Below are 17,108 nucleotides of genomic sequence, written 5' to 3'. Positions count from 1 at the left end.
AGAGTGTGCGGTGGCAGACGCAAGGCCACCATAATGATCAACTATAACCACATTATTATGTTGGATAGCTATTAGCAGGGGTTCACATGCAGGGCACCAAAAAGGCGCTTTTCGTTGGTGGTTTGTTGCTGGCCGTGGTCAGCAGCAGCGTGCAGGCTGAAACACTACAGCCCGATGCTGCCTGGCAGCAGGGTAAACTTGATAATGGTTTTACCTGGCAGTTATTAACAACGCCACAGCGTCCCGGCGATCGGGTTGAGCTGCGTCTGGTTGTTAATGCCGGATCGTTGTTGGAAAACGCCCAGCAAGTGGGCTTTGCGCATTTCCTTCCTCGTCTGGCCTTAGCGCCTGGCGATAAGCTGTCCGCAGCTCAGTTACCGTCCATGTGGATTCGGGATGCTAACGGCTCGCGCGTCCTGCCTCCGATAATTATTTCGTACGACTTCACGTCGTATAACCTGAGCTTGCCGAATAACCGCCCCGAATTGCTGAAAGAAGCGCTGACGTGGCTGGCTGAAAGTGCAGGGCAGATGTCGTTCGACGAAAAAAGCCTACATGCCGCGTTGAAGGTTCCCGATCAGGTTGTCACCTTTCCGGTTAACCCACAGGATCCGAGCTGGCGCTATCGCCTGAAAGGGTCGCCACTGCTGGCACACGATCCTGCTCAGGACGTCAAATTGCCGCTGAATGGCGAGCAGCTCCAGCAATTTTATAAAACCTGGTATACGCCAGATGCGATGACGCTCTACATCGTCGGTCATGTGGATAATCGCAGCGTGATCGAGCAGATCGGTAAAGTGTTCTCCCCGTTAGAAGGGAAACGCGAAGCGCCAGCACCGGTACCGACATTAAGCCCGCTGCCGCCGCAGGCGATCAGCCTGATGAATAACAACGTCCAGCAGGATACGCTGTCGCTGATGTGGGATGCGCCATGGCATCCTATTCGTGAATCGCAGGCACTGGTTCGCTACTGGCTGGGCGACATGACGCGGGAAGCGATGTTCTGGCATCTACAGCAGGTGCTGGAGAAGAGCCCGCTGAAGGGCAACAATCTCCGTTTCGACTGCAATGTGTTTTATACCCGTTCTCAGTGCGCGATTCATATGGATGTTCCGGGTAGCGAGAGTGTTGAACCGGGCGTGACGTTTATGGCGCGTGAGCTGGCGACGCTACGTGAAAAAGGGCTGACACAGCAAGAGTTTGATGCGCTGATTGCGCGCAAGACGGACGAACTGAACAAGCTGTTCGCCACCTATGCACGAACCAGTACGGACATCCTGATGGATCAGCGTTTGCGATCCCAGCAAAATGGCGTCGTGGACATTGCTCCCGAGCAGTATCAGAAACTGCGCCAGACTTATCTGTCCGCATTGACGCTTGATATGCTGAATCAGGAACTGCACCAGCAGCTAGTACAGGATACGACGCTGATGCTGATCCAACAGCCGGGTGAGCCAGAAGCGAATATGAAGGCGTTACAGGAAACCTACGACCAGATTATGACGCCAACTGCTGAGCCTGTTGCCAGCGCGGCGGCACCTGAAGGAACAAAACCGCAGGAAACCGCGCCCGCCGCACAGTAAATCCGTTATCAGTAATAGAAACAGCAATAGAAAAGGCCGCAATTGCGGCCTTTAACTTATTATCATGCTACGTACCGTTTACGCAGGCATTGCCTCAAGCGGGATAATCGCGCCACGGTATTGAATGACCGTGCTGGCTGTCAGGTGACCGCGCTGTGCGGCTTCCTGCGTGCTGCCGCCATTCAGGCGTACTGCCAGGTAGCCTGCGCTGAAAGAGTCGCCCGCTGCGGTGGTATCGACCACTTTCTCTTTTGACAATTTTATCGCGGGGACATCGACCAGCGCTTGTCCGCGTTCTGACACGATGCAGGAATCGGCACCGCGTTTGATGACCACTTCGTTAACGCCCAAACCGTGCGTCCGCTCGAGCACCGCTTCCAGCGGCTTCGTGCCCCACAGCATGTCTTCATCATCCAGCGTCAGGAAAGCGATATCCGTACAAGACAGGATGTCGGTGTAGGACTGCTGCGTCTCTTCCTTGCTCTGCCACAAACGTGGACGGTAGTTATTATCAAAAATCACTTTACCGCCGTTAGCGCGGCAGGCACGTAGCAGCGCGAGAAGACGCTGACGGCTTTCGGCGTTCAGAATTGCCAGGCTGATACCACTCAGGTAGAGATAGTCAAACTGTGCCAGCCCCTGACCGATCTTTTCTGCTTCCGGGCTGTCCAGCCAGTAGCGGGCAGCCGCGTCATTGCGCCAATAGTAGAACGTACGCTCGCCGCTATCGTCGGTTTCAATGAAGTATAAACCGGGTAATTTATTGTCCAGTCGCTGGATCAGGTCGGTTTTCACCCCTTCTTTTTGCCAGGCGGCAACCATCTCGGTACTGAAGCTATCGGTGCCGAGTGCGGTCACATAATGTACGCCCAGCTTATCGGCATTCACTTGACGCGCAATGTAAACAGCGGTGTTCAGCGTATCGCCACCAAATCCACGGTTAAGATCCGTGCCTTTCTGCGACAGTTCGATCATGCATTCGCCGATTACGGCAATGTTAGTAGTTGTCATCACTTTTGGCCTGTTTGAAAAGGTACCCTAGCACGTGAATTATTAGGGAATAAAAAGGAGGATATTAACGTCAGTCTCAACATTACGTGAGACTGAGTCAATAGTCTTGAAACGATGTTTTATTTTTTCATGACGCAGATCGGAAAACCAGTGCTTTCCCTCTGCTTTTAGCGATCGGGGGACGGTTCTTTCTCCTGCTCATTCTTGTCTGTCGAGGTGTCGCCTTTGTAGTTCGCTGTTGCGATCCAGGCGGCGCAAAAGAGCGTCAGGCGAGCGAAGAAATAGAAGAACGCCATCAGGCCAATGACCGAGCCGAATGCGGCTCCGGAAGGGGAACTGGCCAGTTTAGGCAGCGCGACAGTCATGGCGAATTTGATCGCTTCAAAACCGACGGCGGCAATCAACGTACCGCGAAAGAGCGCTTTGCGTTTGGGTTTGTGCCGCGGTAACACGAAAAATATCCACAGGAATAACAAATAGTTGGCGAAGATGGAGATTGACAGCGCAATCAGCGTTAACGCGGGGCGCAACCACTCGATGCCATCCAGTCCCAGCGCGGTCACAATCATGTTTTGCGCGGTGCCGGCAACGGAAGTCAGGAAAAGCGTGATGATTAGCGCAATAACCAAGCCGGTCAGCGACAGGAAATCCCGCGTGTACTGAAAGTAAATCTTCTCTTCATCTTTTGGATTCCGTTCCCAGACGTCGCGTGATTGGGCGCGAATGGCTTCACGCAGGTTTCCCATCCAACTGATGCCGGAATAGAGTGCGATCAGTAACCCGGTAAGCCCGACGGTGGTACGCTGCTGTACGGCGGTGTTGACGGTACTTTTTAGCGTATTGGCTAAATTAGGATCGCTGATACTGTTAACGATACGGTTTATCAGCCCCGTCAGCAGGTCGGGGTTGGAGGCCAACACGAAACCCACGGCGGCAAAAGACACCATGAGAATGGGGATCAGCGACAGAAAGGAAAAATAGGTAATGGCCGCGCCAAACTGGTTGCCCATGCGATCGTTGAAACGTTCACCCGCGCGAATCAGGTGCGCTATGCTGGGGATCGCCTGAATACGGGCGACCAGACGTTTGCTCTTGCCCAGTAGCGAATGGGATGTCTGCGGTGATTCGTCCCCTTCTGGGGTTGACGATGTTGACTGGCGATCCGGGTCTGCCGGTACAGGCATTGCTTTTCTCCTGTGTTCGGGATTATAAGTTTGATTATAACCAACAATATAAGAATGTGACTTTTCGATGTTTTTTGAACGTACGTCATACACGGACGTTAAGCGAGTGAATTTTCCATGCCAACACCTTCCCCATCCGAACCGGCGCTGAGCGGCCTGCGCCTTAACCTGCGCATCGTTTCCGTTGTGGCGTTCAATTTCGCCAGCTATCTGAATATTGGCCTGCCGTTGGCGGTGCTGCCGGGATATGTACATGATCATCTTGGCTATAGCGCATTCTGGGCTGGGCTGGTGATCAGCCTGCAATACTTCTCCACGCTATTGAGCCGCCCGCATGCGGGTCGTAGCGCCGATGAAAAAGGGCCGAAGAAGATTGTCGTCTGGGGGCTGGCTGGCGTCATGCTGAGCGGGGTGTTTTACCTGCTGGCTGCCTTTAGCGATGCGTCGCCCGCGATCACGCTGCTGCTGCTGTGTATCGGGCGTGTCGTGCTAGGTGCGGGGCAGAGCTTTGCCGGTACAGGTGCAACGCTCTGGGGCGTTGGTGTGGTGGGCTCCCGACATATCGGGCGCGTGATTTCGTGGAATGGTATTGCGACGTACGGTGCGATGGCGATTGGTGCACCGCTCGGCGTCTGGCTGAACCATATCGGTGGGCTAAAACTGCTCTCCGTGTGCATTATTCTGATCGCAGCCGTGGCGATTATCTTTGCGCTGCCGCGTCCAGCAGTGCAGGTCGCGCCCGGTAAAAAGATTCCCTTCCGCGAAGTGCTGGGGAAAGTCTGGGTTTACGGCATTATTCTGGCGATCGCCTCTGCGGGGTTTGGTGTGATCGCTACCTTTATCACGCTGTTTTATGCCGATCACAATTGGGAAGGTGCGGCGCTGACGCTGACCATTTTCAGCGGTGCTTTTGTCGGTGCGCGGCTGGTTTTCCCCAACAGCATTCAGCGGTTTGGCGGGTTGCGCGTAGCAATGGCGTGCTTTGTGGTTGAGATCGTGGGTTTACTGCTGGTGTGGGGCGCGACGCAGCCGCTAATGGCGGAAGTGGGCGCATTCCTCGCGGGGGCAGGTTTCTCTCTGGTATTCCCAGCATTGGGTGTTGTTGCCGTCAAGGCCGTATCACCACAGAATCAGGGCAGTGCACTGGCAACCTATACGATATTTCTCGATCTGTCGCTAGGCGTAGTCGGGCCAGTGGCGGGCGTACTGATGGGCTATACCGGTATCGCCTCTATTTATCTGGCGGCGGCGTTGCTGGGGCTATGCGGTCTGGCGCTGACGTGGCGACTGACTCAGCGCCCTGCGGGAGGATGGAGTCATCAATAATAAAATACCTGAACATCATGCTTTCTCATTGCCTATTACGTGCCGCCGCTCTTTACTCACGGTGGTTTCAAATTTGCTGGTATTAGCCGGGCTGGCGATGTACTCACAACCCGATCACATTACTTCACCGGTTGCTGGTCCGCTTTAGGCTGTTTGGCGCGGTAGGCATCCATGATCGGTGCCCAGTCCATTCCCAATGGGATGGGGTGCTGCTTAAACAGTTCGCCGTATTCTTTGTCGAAATCTTGGATCGTTACGGTGTATTGGCTTACGCCGATTGGGAATTTTTTATCATACCAATTGTCCGTCACTTCCTCGGCGATGCCACGGGCAAGTAACAAATCTGGACTGACGCCAAGTAAATCCCCCTGCAATAGCACTTCATAATAACCGCCGGGAGCCAGCCCAAAATAGATCCAGTTGCGTTGGTCAATACGCTTGCCAATCTGATAGCGCTGCTGCATTTGCTGGGCTAAATTTGCTGGTAAATTGACCTTGATACGGTAGCGTTTGCGATCGTAGAGGGACACCATCTCTATTACTGCCCGATCGGGAACGGCCATTCCCTCTACAGGCAAACCACCACCGCCGGCCCAATAGTAACGCTTCTCCGTAATCCGTTTTACACTGGCACCGGGTCCTACTCCACCCCCTGGGTAGCCGCCAATAAATGCTCCGCCACGATAAAATTCAACGTTGGTGGTCCACGTTTCATCGATATTGCTGCCAGTGCCATATCGCCATGAAAAAGCCGATTTTGTGGGGGCCGTCGCACAGGCAGTCAATGAAAAACAAAGCCCCAGCAACACAATACATTGTTTAAACATCATACCTCCTGATTGCCTATCACATGCCGCCGTTCCTTGCTCACGGTGGTTTCCTGTTTACTGATATTCGCCGGGCTGGCGATACCCTGATTGCTGGCGCTGCGGTGCACATAATCGCGGCGCAGTGCCCGATAAACCTCCGCAGAGAGCTGCTGGCTCAGATTTTTCACCACCCCCGGTTCGTTGGCCGCGAATGCCCACATCTCATCTAATTTAGTTAGATTGATCGCTGGCAGTTTGACTGCGCCAGATTCAAGCCTATGCGCACTGATTGTTTTATCCCACACCTTAAACGGCACTCCAGCAGCTCGACCCGCTTCCACCATCATATGTAGCGGAATACGCGAATACTCTCCCTCCACCACGCGGCTCATCACCACCTCCACATACACGGCCTTTTTCGGCCACAAATCATCCTTGCCACGCCGTCGGATAAACGAATAGGGGATCAAACTGATCGCCCCCACGGGTGGTGTGGCAGCGTGCAGCAAATGCGGGTGAAGGCGTCCGACCCAGCCCTGCGCAATTTTTTCCTCGGCATAGGCGCGGGCCTGACGATAGGCGCGGCTTTCTGTATCCGGCGTGGAGGCTGCGTCTTCACTCATAAAGCGTTCCAGTTCGAGGCACTCAGTCAGCGCCGGATCGCTGTTCGGATTAGACAGGCTCCAGCGGCTGTAATAGCCGCCGCCAAGATCCGAATGCGCGCCCGGCAGCGCCAGCTCGGTAAAGTGTGGCGGAATGCTGGTGCCTATCGCTGTAGGAGTGATGCGCGTTAAGGGGAAGTGTTTTCGCACCTCATCCAGCGCCGTCAGATGTAGCACTCGTTCGGCACAATCATCCTGCAAGCGGATATTGAGACTGGGGTGGTACGATGAAGCGACCGTGTCAAAAATCCCGACAAACGTGATACGCACATCGTCCCTATTGGCCCAGTCAAACCCAGCCTTAAGACGGATAGTGGGCGTATTGGCGATCGCCTGCACCAACGGGTGATCGGCTTTCTGGTCGATGACATTGACAAAATGGCGTGCCGCCGCCGCCCCGCGGCTAAAGCCAAACACATCGAATACAATGCGATGAATGCAGTCGATGTTAGGTAATGCCTCCCTTAAATCACGTTTGACCGCAGCGACAATTTCCTGCTCACAGGCCTGATTCACCTTGCCAACGATTGAGGTATTCTCACCACCAAAATCGAGGTCCAGCCCTTTTGTCAGCATATTGTCCGATCGGTATTCCAGCCCCTCTTTCCCTGCGACGGGATTGAGCGTCCCAATTCCGCTGATATAAGCATGAGCACTTAACGTTTCGCCACCGACTTTAAATTGCTCATAGAGTTTCCAGATATTGGTTTTATCATTCGCGGCACTATCCCCAACCGGGAGCCGCCCCATCTGGCAGCCACGCAGCTCTTTCTCCCGCTGCGCCGGATCGGAGCAGGTTTCAGCCAGCCATTGCTCCACTTGTTTAAGACCAGACTCGGCATTATAGGTGTTATTCCCCGTGCCATCGAAGAATACACCGATGCGCAATACGTTGAGCTGGTAGCCTTTTACCTCGATAACGTAGGAATGTTTGGTAAAGAAACGCACGTTACCGGCTTTCCCTTCCTGATGCGCCTCTGGCAACGGTTGCTCAGGTGCGGTCAGGCACAGGTCGCCGGTAGTTGCCTTAATATGTTCACGTGGGGTTTCATCGTTCCCAGCCTTTTCTGCTACATAGGCAGGGACGGCACTCTGCCCGTCCTTCAATACTTCACGCGATTGCGCCGCCTTAAGCCAGGGAAGCGTCTCTAGCTTGACGGCTATCGGGCCAACGGCAAAACCGTGTACTAACACCGGCCCTTCTTTGAGAGTAACCGTTTCGGATTTGCCGGTATCGTCGGTCAGTGTCGCTTTCAGCCCCTTGAACGAACGATTATTTTCATCACGAACCTCAATCTCTATCCAATTATCGTAGTGTTCACAGGGGATACAGTAGGGATCTGCTGCCATTAATCTACTCCTATACTCAGGTTTAGGTCTGAGTCTGCTCACACCACAATCCATGTTGGCTAAAACGCCGTGCTGATAAAAATGTAGAAAACATCGGTTGGTCAGGGGTTAGACGTTAACCGTAATGTGTTCATGCCAAGCGGTTGGTGCGGCATAGAGCTGGGAGGGTAGGCAGAATGATGAAAACGTTCCATGTGGCATCCTTGACGAAATTTCTTGTGAGAAAGAAAGTACGTGTAAAGGATAGCAAGGTGAGCTGAGAACCAATGGCGCAACGAAAGGGCTAAAAGTAAGCAAACCAATTGATTATCAACATAATTATTTTAATTAATTCAATGTGCTATCTAACCATGTAGATATCTCAGAAGGCTAATTCCGTATTTTCTCACATGGCTGATCTAATTTGACATCATTGTGATAGCTGCCAGCAGCACAAATCCCCAGTGGGCTGGGGATTTGTGTATTAAGGGACGGCTTAAAAGGGAAGGGGATCGCCGATTATTTTAGCTTCAGCGTGTGGATGATGCCTTCCGCTTCGCTCTGTGCCTGTTGCTGATTGCTGGCTGGCAGGGTGATCTGCAAGGTCAGCAGTTGGTTTTCCACTTTGCCCAACACCACCGAGGAATAAGCTTGCTGTCCGCTGCTGGTGATAATGCTGTCGAGCTGTTGCAGCTTCTTGCCATCAACGTCGATGGTTTTGTTGGTGACGACCTGAAGGTTGGCGTCACGTGTGCGCTGCTGATCTTCCAGACGCTGTGCCAGCACGGTCAGCTCTTCTGTGGTGTTGTCGCCCAGAATCACGATGACCGCTTTCTGCCCGTTGTCATTGGCGTAAACGTGCATGTTGTTTGCCTGCGTACCCACTTTACCGCTTTGGTCACGCATATCGGCTGGTAGAGTAAACGCAACCTTTCCATCCATTAATTCAATGTTCTGGCTCGCGGTAGCTTCTGCTGCAGGTTTATCTTGTGCGCCCGCTTTTGCGGCGTCATCCGTTTTGCCATCACAGGCGGCAAGCAGGCCGACAAGCAAGCCGACACCGAGGTATTTGATTACATTCGACATAGGTTCCCTTTCTCTCGTTTTTTAACAGGTAATAACAGTATGGCACCCTATTCAGATAGCAAAAACAAGCATTTTGTTGTTGCAAGCCGTTGTTGGAGCCCGCATTTTTTTACAAAACGATGAGTGTATGCCCTAAATAATTCGATAAGCATTAATTGTGGCTGCTGGCGGAGTGATAGTCGGCAGTGCCTTTCTGTTCGCTCAGACGTTTGAGCACCATGTTCAGCATGACCCCGTACATCGGCAGGAAGAAGGCTAGGCTGATCAGCAACTTGAAGGCATAATCCACCATCGCAATTTCAACCCAGTTTGCCGCCATAAAGGCATCGGTGCTGCGGTAAAACGCGATGAAGAAAAAGGCCAGCGTATCGCTAAAATTACCAAACACGATTGAAACGGCGGGTGCCACCCACCACGCGCGTTTCTGACGCAGCCGGTTGAAGACGTGAACATCCAGAATCTGGCCAAGAACATACGCCATGAAGCTGGCGCAGGCGATACGCGCCACGACGATATTCACCTGGCTTAAGGCCCCGAACGACTGCCATGCGCCCTGATAAAACAGTGACGAAACCAGATAGGAAATCACCAGCGCAGGTACCATCACGGTCAGGATGATACGACGCGCCAGCGGCGCACCGAAAACTCGGACTGTCAGGTCAGTTGCCAGAAAAATAAACGGAAAGGTAAACGCGCCCCAGGTGGTATGAAAACCGAAAATCAATACTGGGAGCTGAACCAGATAATTACTCGACGTAATGATCAGCACATGGAACAACGATAGCCAGAGCAGCGCCGTAAGCCGCTGCTGGGGAGTAAAACGATACATAATGTGACCTTTTTGGTTATTGGGGTTAGGGAACCCAAGGGATAACGTGCAGATTTATGCTGCAACGCGGCGGCATAATACGCAATTGTTTCGCCAATGCAATGTGTTTTGCCGAGAAAGGATGGTTGTTTTATGCGCAAACGTTGTCGTCGCTTGCGTAGGGGAATCCTCCGCGTAAACTAAGGCAGTTTTTTGATTCCAGCACTGAGAACGTTGATGACCGATCCCTTTACCAACCCAGATAAAACCCTTGATGCCCAGGGACTGCGCTGCCCTGAGCCTGTGATGATGGTGCGTAAGACAGTACGCCAGATGGAAACCGGGCAAACGCTGCTGATTATTGCCGACGATCCGGCCACTACTCGCGATATTCCCGGTTTTTGCGTGTATATGGAGCATGAGCTTCTGGCGCAAGAGACTGAACAGGTTCCCTATCGGTATCTGCTGCGCAAGGGTCAATGATACTCGTCATACTTCAAGCCGCAGGTGCGTTGGCTTCTCTTACTCACCCCAGTCACTTACTCGTGTAAGCTCCAGGGGATTCGTGCGATTGCCGCCTGCCTGCAACTCGAATTATTTAGAGTATAAGAGTTACTCAGTGCGTTATTAGGAAAAACACGGGGATGAGGTTCCCGTAGGAAGGCCTCGCCCCGTGTTTCTCCGTGTATCTCGATCCAACAGCCAGCAACGGTAATATTAGTCCTGTTTTCTCAGCAGCCGCAGCGCGTTGGCAGTGACTAATGCCGTTGCGCCGGAATCCGCCAGCACCGCCAGCCACAGTCCGGTAATGCCCAGAATACTGGTGACCAGAAATACGGCTTTCAGCCCCAGCGCGATGGTAATGTTCTGACGAATATTACGCTGCGTCGCCCGCGACAGGCTGATCATGGCCGCCAGCCCGGTCAGGCGGCTGTGCGTTAATGCCGCATCGGCGGTTTCCAGCGCCACATCCGTACCGCTTCCCATCGCGATGCCGATTGTTGCGGCTTTCATCGCTGGCGCGTCGTTGATACCGTCGCCCACCATCGCCACGGGGTGCTGCTTACTCAATTCGCTGACTGCCGCGACCTTATCGGCAGGGAGCAGGCTGGCTCGGTAATCGATCCCCAATGTTGCTGCGATGGCCGCTGCTGCGCGGGGATTATCTCCCGTGAGCATGACGCCCCGAATCCCTAACTGCTGCAAGGCATCCAGCGCTTCACGCGCATCGTGGCGTAGCGTATCGCTCAGCGCCAGCAAACCGAGCAGGGTGTCGTCTTCTTGCACCACCACGACGGTTTTCCCTTCGTTTTCCAGCGCATCAATTCGTTGCAGCCAGTCGGCGTCAAGTAGATCGGGCGCAACGCGAGTCGGCGCACTGACCTGAATCCGTTTGCCGCCTATCGTGCCTTCAACGCCGACACCCGCCAGCGCTTTGCGGTTTTCTGCCATCGGGAGGAATGTACTGCTGGATAACGCATGCTGGACGATCGCTTTGGCGAGCGGATGGTGTGAACCCGACTCCACCGCGGCGGTGCGTGTCAGCAGCGCCGTTTCACTAATGCCCGCTACGGGTAACACGTTTGTCACCTGCGGTTTGCCTTCCGTCAGCGTACCTGTCTTATCAAATGCGATAGTCTTGATATTGGCCAGCGATTCCAGCGCTGCACCGCCTTTAATCAGCGCACCCCGACGCGTTGCCGCAGCCAGCCCTGAGGTAATCGCCGCAGGCGTTGAGATCACCAGCGCACACGGACAGCCGATTAACAGCAGCGTCAGACCGCGATAAACCCACTCTTGCCACGGCTGTGCCAGCAGCAACGGCGGCACCAGAATCACCAGCAGCGACAGCAGCATGATGGCTGGTGTGTAGTAGCGGCTGAACTTATCGAGGAAGCGTTCTATCGGCGCGCGGCGCTCTTCCGCATCTTCTATCAGTTGCAGAATGCGATCGATGGCGCTGTTGCCCGGCTGTGAAACCACTCGCAGCTGCACGACCCGATCGACACACAGGCTGCCAGCGGCAATTTTTTCACCGGGTGTGCGCTCAACGGGAACTGATTCGCCGGTCAGGGCGCTTTCATCAAAGCTGGCATCGCTGTTCAATAGCTCCGCATCGGCAGGGAGTCGTCCGCCAGGGGCGACTTCAATAACATCGCCGGGAACCAGACTTGCAACGGGAACGAGGCGTCGCTGCCCGTTGCCGATAACCGTAGCATCTTCAGGAAGCAGCGCCATCAGTGCCGTTACGCCCCGTCGTGCGCGATTTGCCGCGTAAGACTCAAGGTGTTCGCCCAACATAAACAGCAGCAAAATGACCGTGGCTTCCGTGGTGGCGCCAATCAGGAGCGCCCCGATGGAAGCCACGCTCATCAGCGTTTCAATCGCGAAGGGCGTACCCGTACGAATGAGCTGCACTGTTTTTTTCAGGATTGGAATCAGCCCGACAATGGTGGTCGCGATAAATGCGATCTGCCCGCCGCGCTCGCTTAAGAGGGAAAGTCCCCAGCTTGCAGCAGCCAGCAAAGTGAAAAGTATTAAGAACCCATATTCATGCACGAAACGACGGATGGTAGATGTGTCGGGTGGTGCGATGGGGAGTGCGGTGTCCTGCAAGGTGAAGCCAGCTTGCTGAACGGCATGTTGAACCTGAGGGCGAATATCGGAGTAGGCGTCAACAACCAGTTTTTCGGTGGCGAACAGCACTTTGGCCTGTTCAATTTCGGTGATATTTTTTACTGCATTTTCGATTTTACGTGCGCAGCTGGGACAATCCATCCCGCTGATTTTCCAGCTGAAACGCTGGTGAGATCGGGGCCTGTCGCTGTCTCCGCCGTCGGGGTCGTCTGAATCAGCGCTACCGCCGCTGTCTGACGAATGTTGCTCTGTACCACACGCGGTCTGAACGGCGGCATCGGATGTGTGCTTGGTTGAACAGCAGCTGTGGTCTGCGTGGTTCGAATGCTGCGTGTGCTCGTTGCAGCAGCTTTTTGCGCTGTGCGCGGTACTGCGTGGCGCGTTGTGAACGCCGTTATTGCAGCATGCTGATTTCTCAGTGCTGTGGTGCTGATGAGAGTGCATATCTTCCTCCTGTGTTATTAGTGATTGCCATTCTCATCAGAAACTTTACACCGCCGCTCAATGCTTAGCCAGCCTTTCGTGAGCGTCGCGAGCGTTAGAAATACAGGGAGCGAACGATCAGGAAATGACCGCCAAAATAGCCCGCGGCCACAATCGCCTGATGGGCGCGGAACGGGAAACGATAATGGTGAATCAGCCAGGCTGCATGGGCGATAAACAGCAGTACGGTGCCCGTCAGCAAGGAGAAGTTCGCATTTGTCCCCAGCGCAAAATACCGTTCACCTGCAATCCAGACCATCAGCGTCGTCATGATGATAAACGCGCAGGCGGGCCAGCGCTGTGCGTCCAATCGTCCCCAGATGATGGCGATCAGGATCGCGGCCAAAATGACGAGCGTTAGTGCCAGTGGCCAGAAGAACGTGAGCGTGATTTGTCCGGTAAAAAAGCTAATGGTGTACAGCAGATGGGAGATGAAATAGGCACCGAACGCGTAAAGCAGGCGCTGAGTCGGGAGCAACAGTAGCGTGTCTGCAACCAGCGTTGCCAGTAACCCCAGAACAATCAGATAGCCTGGCACGCCAAGCAGCGGCATCTGCCATGCTAGCGCTAGCAGCAGTAGCATCGTGACCGGTTTGAATAACCAACGCTGCCACGTTGGACCACGATAGCTGGCGTCTACGTACAACCAACCAGAAAAAAGCACAGCAATAAATGACCAAAGCATAGCGTGTCCTTTTTGTGTTTTTGTTTGTATCAGGATAAAAATAAACCGTTCTTTATTTAGTGTAGGGGATTGTGAGGAAGTTAAACAACACGGTGCGAGACGGATGCGCCTTTCGTGATCTTCATGTTATGTTATCGCCCGTTTTCACGCCGTGAAGTCTCTGAAGGGAGCATTGTGTTGAATGAGTAATGAATCTGCACTTTATCGTATTCAATTTATAAATAACGGTAAGAATTACCAGCTTTACGTGCGTGAGTTGGTTCAGGGTAATCTGTTCGGTTTTATTGAAATTGCCGATTTTGTGTTTGATAGCCAATCTACGGTATTGGTTGACCCGTCAACCGAGAAACTGAAAACGGAATTCTCCGGCGTTAGCCGCAGTTTTATCCCTCTACAGGCGATTATTCGTATTGATGCCGTGACGGAAAAAGGCAGTGCCCGTATTTCTGATTTAGGCGATAACGTTACCGCGTTCCCTTATCTTCCCGGCAAGAAACCCTGATGCATGATTTTCCCTGGCTGTTGGCTTTGGCCGTTGGCGCTATTTTAGTGCTGGCGGCGGGGCAGTATCGACGCCAACGTCATCGGGAAGCGAAGAATGATGCGGCTCCGCTGCGTATTGTGGCCGCAGAGGTGAAACACAAACGCGAATTTCCCCGTACTCGTCGGCGTGCGCGTGAGCATCAGGTGATGGTCGTGGAGGATATGCTGTATGAAGTCACGTTCAGGCCAATTGCTGGCAGCGCGACTATCACGCTACGCCTCGAAAACGCAGATTATCACCAGCTTGATACCGGTATGCAGGGATCGTTGCAGCTAAAGGGCACGCGCTTTATTCGCTTTGTGCCCCAGCAGAAGTAGCGGTTACGGCTTCGGTGGCTTCGGTTGCTTTTTCTGCCACGCCAGTAGTTCAAACACGCCAAAAAGGAAAATACGCGCCTGAAGCGCCCGGCCCAGCGGTGGGCTGTCCTTCGGCTGACTGGATTTTAACAGCAGCAGTTGAAAACCATGCATCAGGATCATAAACACCATCGCCACGGTCATGAAGATATTCAACGGCTTGGGAAACGGCTGAATCAGGTTAAGCAACAGAAATCCCCACACGCCCAGCATCAATAATCTGCCAAGGTTAATCAAAATCATCTCTTACCCTTACGTTGCTGCAAAGATCACTGACGGATGTACAAACGGTAGGCTACCTGACCCGCAATCTTTTCACGGTGCAACTGCCAATTCTCCGGGATGGTCAACTGCGCATTTTCCGCTTCTGTTTCCACGTAAATCCACGCGTCTGGTGCCAGCCAGCCCTGTTGTTCCAGCAGAGCAAGCGTGTTATTCAGCAGCTCTTTGCGGAACGGCGGATCGAGAAACACGACGTCAAACGGCGTGCCCGGCTTCGCCAGCCAACTCAGGGCATCAGTATTGACCACCTCGGCGTTTTCCGCCCGAAGCAGTGCCAAATTCTGCGTTAATTGCTGGGCGACTGCACGCTCCATCTCCAATAATGTGGCATGGGCAGCATAACGAGATAAGGCTTCCAGACCGAGCGCCCCGCTGCCAGCAAAGCAGTCCAGACAGCGAGCCTGCTGAATGACGGGGGCTAGCCAGTTAAATAACGTTTCACGTACACGGTCGGTAGTGGGACGTAAACCGGGGCTATCAGGAACCGGAAGTTTTCTGCCGCGCCATTGACCACCGATGATTCGGATTTGTCCGGCGGCTGACGATGCATTTTTTTTAGCCATAGCTCACAGGGTTATTGTTGTGCCGCATCATCATGGTGTGGATGCGGGCAGGAAATTTCTGGCGCTATTCTAGCGGCGGTTGCGTGTAGAGGGAATGTTAAGATGGACGTTAAAGTGCTTAAGCCAAAATTTTGTGCTGTCTGCGACCTTTCGATCACTCGCGGCGTTTGACACACTTCGTAACGGACATTGCCTTTCGTTACGAAGATTGTCGGTAGCACGGAGAATTGTCTGTCATTGCTCCCGTTGGCTGCGTGTTGCTGTCGGCAGGAAAGTGTTAAACTTGTTGTTTAAATATGATTTTCATTGATTGATTCGCTGCGGTGAGCAGCGTGGAGCGCGATTACACATGTCAAAAGAAAAGAAGCGCGGTTTTTTTTCCTGGCTGGGACTTGGGAAACAGGAAGAAAAACAACAAGAGCAGCCGCAGGAGAAGCCGGTCGTTGACGATGCGCCCGCTGGTGAATCGGATGCCGCCGCATCGACTCACCAGACCGTTGAGCCTACGCCGGAGCTCGTAGCGCAACCGCTGCCGGAAGAATCTGTCGTTGAAGAAAAGATAGTAGCTGAAGAAAAGATAAAGGTTGAAGCGGAAGAACTGGCTCCATCAGTCGCCGAGCATGAGGTTACCGTTGCGGCAGACGATCGTGAACCGATCGATCATGACGTACTCGATCGGGATATCACCGATCCGATCGTGCAGGTTGAGATCGCAGAGAACGCGACGGTGGTTGACGAGGCGCTGGATGCTGCGCAGCAAGAAGAACAGTACGAAGAACAGGAAAATGAGCAACAGGACGACGTTCCAGTCGTTGTGCAAGAGCAAGAACGCCCGACGAAAGAAGGTTTCTTCGCTCGCCTGAAGCGCAGTCTGGTAAAAACGCGTGAGAATCTCGGTTCCGGATTTATCGGATTGTTTCGCGGTAAGAAAATCGACGACGATCTGTTTGATGAACTGGAAGAGCAACTGCTGATTGCGGATGTCGGGGTCGAGACCACCCGTAAGATCATCGACAGCCTGACGGAGCACGCCAGTCGCCGCCAACTGAAAGATGCTGATACGCTTTTTGTTAAGCTGAAAGAAGAAATGGCAGAGATTCTTGCTAAGGTGGACGTCCCGCTGAATATCGAAGGCAAAACGCCGTATGTCATTCTGATGGTTGGCGTTAATGGCGTGGGTAAAACCACCACCATCGGTAAAATGGCACGCCAGTTCCAGGCACAGGGCAAATCTGTGATGCTGGCGGCGGGTGACACCTTCCGTGCAGCAGCAGTCGAGCAGCTTCAGGTCTGGGGACAGCGCAATAACGTGCCGGTGATAGCGCAGCACACAGGGGCGGATTCGGCATCGGTGATTTTCGATGCAATTCAGGCAGCGAAAGCGCGCGGCGTGGATGTCCTGATCGCGGATACCGCAGGTCGCTTGCAGAACAAAGCGTACCTGATGGAAGAGCTGAAAAAGATTGTGCGCGTGATGAAGAAGCTGGACGAAGACGCGCCGCATGAAGTTATGCTGACGCTGGATGCGAGCACCGGACAGAACGCAGTGAGTCAGGCCAAGCTGTTTAATGAAGCAGTTGGCCTGACAGGCATTACCTTGACTAAGCTGGACGGGACCGCGAAAGGCGGGGTGATTTTCGCCATTGCCGACCAGTTTGCTATTCCTATCCGCTATATTGGGGTAGGTGAAGGCATTGAAGATTTACGGCCATTCAAGGCCGACGATTTTATTGAGGCACTTTTTGCCCGAGAGGATTAAA

The 17,108-nt window shown here is 53.5% G+C and carries 16 protein-coding genes; 6 read left to right on the top strand and 10 right to left on the bottom strand.

The window, feature by feature from the left end; genetic code table 11:
* The first annotated feature begins 86 nt into the window (after positions 1 to 86).
* Positions 87 to 1,583 carry an insulinase family protein gene (locus tag DCX48_12755; protein QXE15312.1) on the top strand — a complete coding sequence of 499 codons (1,497 nt, stop codon included), beginning with the start codon at positions 87 to 89 and terminating at the stop codon, positions 1,581 to 1,583.
* A 78-nt stretch (positions 1,584 to 1,661) separates the two neighbouring features.
* Here DCX48_12755 and DCX48_12750 read toward each other — a convergent pair whose 3' ends face one another.
* Both DCX48_12750 and yhjD read right to left on the bottom strand, forming a co-directional pair.
* Positions 1,662 to 2,594 carry a sugar kinase gene (locus DCX48_12750; GenBank protein ID QXE15311.1) on the bottom strand — a complete coding sequence of 311 codons (933 nt, stop codon included), beginning with the start codon at positions 2,592 to 2,594 and terminating at the stop codon, positions 1,662 to 1,664.
* Positions 2,595 to 2,761: 167 nt separating this feature from the next.
* A complete protein-coding gene (gene yhjD / locus DCX48_12745) occupies positions 2,762 to 3,778 on the bottom strand; it encodes an inner membrane protein YhjD (GenBank protein QXE15310.1) in 1,017 nt (338 codons plus the stop codon).
* 117 nt (positions 3,779 to 3,895) lie between these two features.
* Between yhjD and DCX48_12740 the strand changes: the two genes are divergently transcribed.
* On the top strand, positions 3,896 to 5,104 hold the full coding sequence (locus DCX48_12740; protein QXE15309.1) for an MFS transporter: 1,209 nt from the start codon (positions 3,896 to 3,898) through the stop codon (positions 5,102 to 5,104).
* A 119-nt stretch (positions 5,105 to 5,223) separates the two neighbouring features.
* Here DCX48_12740 and DCX48_12735 read toward each other — a convergent pair whose 3' ends face one another.
* The 4 genes from DCX48_12735 to DCX48_12720 all read right to left on the bottom strand — a co-directional run bounded on the left by DCX48_12735 (position 5,224) and on the right by DCX48_12720 (position 9,819).
* Complete coding sequence (locus tag DCX48_12735; protein QXE17231.1) at positions 5,224 to 5,931, bottom strand: DUF2931 family protein; 708 nt, start codon at positions 5,929 to 5,931, stop codon at positions 5,224 to 5,226.
* Positions 5,931 to 7,925 carry a DUF2235 domain-containing protein gene (locus DCX48_12730; GenBank protein ID QXE15308.1) on the bottom strand — a complete coding sequence of 665 codons (1,995 nt, stop codon included), beginning with the start codon at positions 7,923 to 7,925 and terminating at the stop codon, positions 5,931 to 5,933. The genes DCX48_12735 and DCX48_12730 overlap by 1 nt, the downstream gene beginning before the upstream one ends.
* 498 nt (positions 7,926 to 8,423) lie before the next feature.
* Positions 8,424 to 8,990: a DUF1795 domain-containing protein gene (locus tag DCX48_12725; protein ID QXE15307.1), complete on the bottom strand. Its 567-nt coding sequence runs from the start codon at positions 8,988 to 8,990 to the stop codon at positions 8,424 to 8,426.
* A gap of 151 nt (positions 8,991 to 9,141) precedes the next feature.
* On the bottom strand, positions 9,142 to 9,819 hold the full coding sequence (locus DCX48_12720) for a 7-cyano-7-deazaguanine/7-aminomethyl-7-deazaguanine transporter (protein QXE15306.1): 678 nt from the start codon (positions 9,817 to 9,819) through the stop codon (positions 9,142 to 9,144).
* 216 nt (positions 9,820 to 10,035) lie between these two features.
* Here DCX48_12720 and tusA point away from each other — a divergent pair, with 216 nt between their 5' ends.
* On the top strand, positions 10,036 to 10,281 hold the full coding sequence (tusA, locus tag DCX48_12715; protein ID QXE15305.1) for a sulfurtransferase TusA: 246 nt from the start codon (positions 10,036 to 10,038) through the stop codon (positions 10,279 to 10,281).
* Positions 10,282 to 10,515: 234 nt separating this feature from the next.
* On the opposite strand, the gene DCX48_12710 is transcribed toward tusA, so the two are convergent.
* Together DCX48_12710 and DCX48_12705 are read right to left on the bottom strand one after the other, a co-directional pair.
* Positions 10,516 to 12,879: a zinc/cadmium/mercury/lead-transporting ATPase gene (locus tag DCX48_12710; GenBank protein ID QXE15304.1), complete on the bottom strand. Its 2,364-nt coding sequence runs from the start codon at positions 12,877 to 12,879 to the stop codon at positions 10,516 to 10,518.
* Between the two features lie 94 nt (positions 12,880 to 12,973).
* The gene (locus tag DCX48_12705) at positions 12,974 to 13,603 is read right to left on the bottom strand and encodes a lysoplasmalogenase (protein ID QXE15303.1); all 630 of its coding nucleotides are present in this window, start codon (positions 13,601 to 13,603) and stop codon (positions 12,974 to 12,976) included.
* A 181-nt stretch (positions 13,604 to 13,784) separates the two neighbouring features.
* Between DCX48_12705 and DCX48_12700 the strand changes: the two genes are divergently transcribed.
* Both DCX48_12700 and DCX48_12695 read left to right on the top strand, forming a co-directional pair.
* A complete protein-coding gene (locus DCX48_12700; protein QXE15302.1) occupies positions 13,785 to 14,105 on the top strand; it encodes a DUF1820 family protein in 321 nt (106 codons plus the stop codon).
* The gene (locus tag DCX48_12695) at positions 14,105 to 14,464 is read left to right on the top strand and encodes a DUF2500 domain-containing protein (protein ID QXE15301.1); all 360 of its coding nucleotides are present in this window, start codon (positions 14,105 to 14,107) and stop codon (positions 14,462 to 14,464) included. The genes DCX48_12700 and DCX48_12695 overlap by 1 nt, the downstream gene beginning before the upstream one ends.
* Positions 14,465 to 14,467: 3 nt before the next feature.
* Here the strand turns inward: DCX48_12695 and DCX48_12690 are convergent, their stop codons facing one another.
* Positions 14,468 to 14,746 (bottom strand): DUF1145 family protein, encoded by a 279-nt coding sequence (locus DCX48_12690; protein QXE15300.1) that lies wholly within the window; start codon positions 14,744 to 14,746, stop codon positions 14,468 to 14,470.
* 26 nt (positions 14,747 to 14,772) lie between these two features.
* Entirely contained in the window at positions 14,773 to 15,348 is a 576-nt protein-coding gene (gene rsmD, locus DCX48_12685) for a 16S rRNA (guanine(966)-N(2))-methyltransferase (GenBank protein ID QXE15299.1), read from the bottom strand.
* Positions 15,349 to 15,697: 349 nt separating this feature from the next.
* Between rsmD and ftsY the strand changes: the two genes are divergently transcribed.
* Positions 15,698 to 17,107, top strand: a complete 1,410-nt coding sequence (ftsY, locus tag DCX48_12680; GenBank protein ID QXE15298.1) for a signal recognition particle-docking protein FtsY — start codon at positions 15,698 to 15,700, stop codon at positions 17,105 to 17,107.
* The last annotated feature ends 1 nt before the right edge of the window (position 17,108 follow it).

Source organism: Pectobacterium atrosepticum, assembly GCA_019056595.1.
Taxonomy (GTDB): domain Bacteria; phylum Pseudomonadota; class Gammaproteobacteria; order Enterobacterales; family Enterobacteriaceae; genus Pectobacterium; species Pectobacterium atrosepticum.
The sequence above is the reverse complement of the archived record's forward strand: the minus strand, read 5'-3'. Positions and strand labels throughout refer to the sequence as shown.

Coding starts and splice junctions, on each gene's coding strand:
- DCX48_12695 (QXE15301.1), top strand. CDS start 14,105: ATGCATGATTTTCCCTGGCTGTTGGCTTTGGCCGTTGGCGCTATTTTA.
- DCX48_12730 (QXE15308.1), bottom strand. CDS start 7,925: ATGGCAGCAGATCCCTACTGTATCCCCTGTGAACACTACGATAATTGG.
- DCX48_12755 (QXE15312.1), top strand. CDS start 87: ATGCAGGGCACCAAAAAGGCGCTTTTCGTTGGTGGTTTGTTGCTGGCC.
- DCX48_12700 (QXE15302.1), top strand. CDS start 13,785: ATGAGTAATGAATCTGCACTTTATCGTATTCAATTTATAAATAACGGT.
- DCX48_12705 (QXE15303.1), bottom strand. CDS start 13,603: ATGCTTTGGTCATTTATTGCTGTGCTTTTTTCTGGTTGGTTGTACGTA.
- DCX48_12750 (QXE15311.1), bottom strand. CDS start 2,594: ATGACAACTACTAACATTGCCGTAATCGGCGAATGCATGATCGAACTG.
- DCX48_12710 (QXE15304.1), bottom strand. CDS start 12,879: ATGCACTCTCATCAGCACCACAGCACTGAGAAATCAGCATGCTGCAAT.
- rsmD (QXE15299.1), bottom strand. CDS start 15,348: ATGGCTAAAAAAAATGCATCGTCAGCCGCCGGACAAATCCGAATCATC.
- DCX48_12735 (QXE17231.1), bottom strand. CDS start 5,931: ATGTTTAAACAATGTATTGTGTTGCTGGGGCTTTGTTTTTCATTGACT.
- yhjD (QXE15310.1), bottom strand. CDS start 3,778: ATGCCTGTACCGGCAGACCCGGATCGCCAGTCAACATCGTCAACCCCA.
- DCX48_12725 (QXE15307.1), bottom strand. CDS start 8,990: ATGTCGAATGTAATCAAATACCTCGGTGTCGGCTTGCTTGTCGGCCTG.
- DCX48_12720 (QXE15306.1), bottom strand. CDS start 9,819: ATGTATCGTTTTACTCCCCAGCAGCGGCTTACGGCGCTGCTCTGGCTA.
- DCX48_12690 (QXE15300.1), bottom strand. CDS start 14,746: ATGATTTTGATTAACCTTGGCAGATTATTGATGCTGGGCGTGTGGGGA.
- DCX48_12740 (QXE15309.1), top strand. CDS start 3,896: ATGCCAACACCTTCCCCATCCGAACCGGCGCTGAGCGGCCTGCGCCTT.
- tusA (QXE15305.1), top strand. CDS start 10,036: ATGACCGATCCCTTTACCAACCCAGATAAAACCCTTGATGCCCAGGGA.
- ftsY (QXE15298.1), top strand. CDS start 15,698: ATGTCAAAAGAAAAGAAGCGCGGTTTTTTTTCCTGGCTGGGACTTGGG.